Source organism: Helicobacter sp. 12S02634-8, assembly GCF_002272865.1.
In the GTDB taxonomy this organism is placed as follows: domain Bacteria; phylum Campylobacterota; class Campylobacteria; order Campylobacterales; family Helicobacteraceae; genus Helicobacter_J.
In genome coordinates this window covers 1-1,281 of record NZ_MLAP01000043.1, presented here as the reverse complement: position 1 = coordinate 1,281, position 1,281 = coordinate 1, and the positions used below count along the sequence as shown (strand labels likewise).

Annotated in this window: 1 protein-coding gene; it reads left to right on the top strand. The window is 38.9% G+C overall.

The annotated features are described in order from the left end of the window. Positions 1–757 precede the first annotated feature (757 nt). Positions 758–1,281: phage minor head protein (locus tag BKH46_RS09260; protein WP_172402630.1), on the top strand; the 524-nt coding region annotated here is incomplete at its 3' end.

Below are 1,281 nucleotides of genomic sequence, written 5' to 3'. Positions count from 1 at the left end.
ATTTTGTTCGATAACATCTCTCTCTAAAGTAGGGAGTTCGACAGATTTTAATACGCCAATTCTCCCTATACCATTGATAAAGACATTTCCCCCTGTGATGGCTTGTGCGTTGAGTCCTTGAAACATTTTTTATCCTTTTCATTTTTATTTAATTGGGATTCTAAAGAATCCTAAGACCACTACAGATGGTAAAACCCTCTTGCGTTCCTAAAGTATGGAGTTATGATAAGCACAGCTTCTCATCAACTCGGTTTTTAGAGGTTTTGGGATTTCTTTGTGAAATCCTAAGACTGCTTTTCTTTTTCAATCCAAAAGCTTTTTATTTTTTTCAAAAAAGGGGTTTATCCTCCCCTAACCCCTCCTTAACCCCGAAAAAACTCTTTTTTTCGGCAAACAAGGAGGGGAAGCTCGCTGTTACCTTGCTAGCAAAAAGCCAGCGACTACACTTCTGTAGTCTTAAATCTGTCTTTTTGCACCCTTGCTGAGGGCGAGCAAAGGCAATTAAATCCGAGGTTTTCTGCCTTTTGCCTTTGCGTGCAGTGGGTGGGGGTAGGTTTTAGGAATGGGGAGGGGCTAGCTTTACTAAGTAGAACCCTCCCCCTCCTAAGAAAAGAAAAACTTGTAGATTTGTATTTAAGTGCTGCGGACTTCGCAATTTGAGCCCCCTTCCCCTCTCATAGAAAAACCCTTGATTCAATTTTCGTTAAAAGAACAAGAAAACCCCTTTTTTGAAATTGAAAAAACCTTTGATTCAATTTTGTTAAAAGCACGCAAGGGCGAAATAAAACATATCATCATTGGTGCTTCACGCCTGAAAACTATCTTTGAAACCAATATGGCAAGTGCTTATGCTAAGGGAAAGAAACAAGCTCAGTTTGACCCTGATAATGGAGCTGTGTATTTGCGTTATGTGAGTCTTATGTATGGCAACAGAAGAGAAAAGCATAAAGCAATGCATGGGATCATCAAGCACAGAGATGATCCTTTTTGGAAAGAAAACTACCCACCCAATGGCTATAACTGCCAATGTCGAGTCTATGCTTATACAAAAGAGCAGCTAGACCAAAGAGGCTGGAGCGAACACAAGGGAGAATTACCCAATATTGCTGATAAAAGCTTTCAAGGTGATATTTTAGAAAATAGCGATCAAGCCCTAGATAAGATTTATTTAGAAAAAGCCAGAAGAATCATTGGAGTCAATGAACCTTCTAAATTACTAAAATCTTTAATCTTTAGTGATTATCAAAGCATTGTAGAGAATAGAAAGAGATGGAGGGAGAT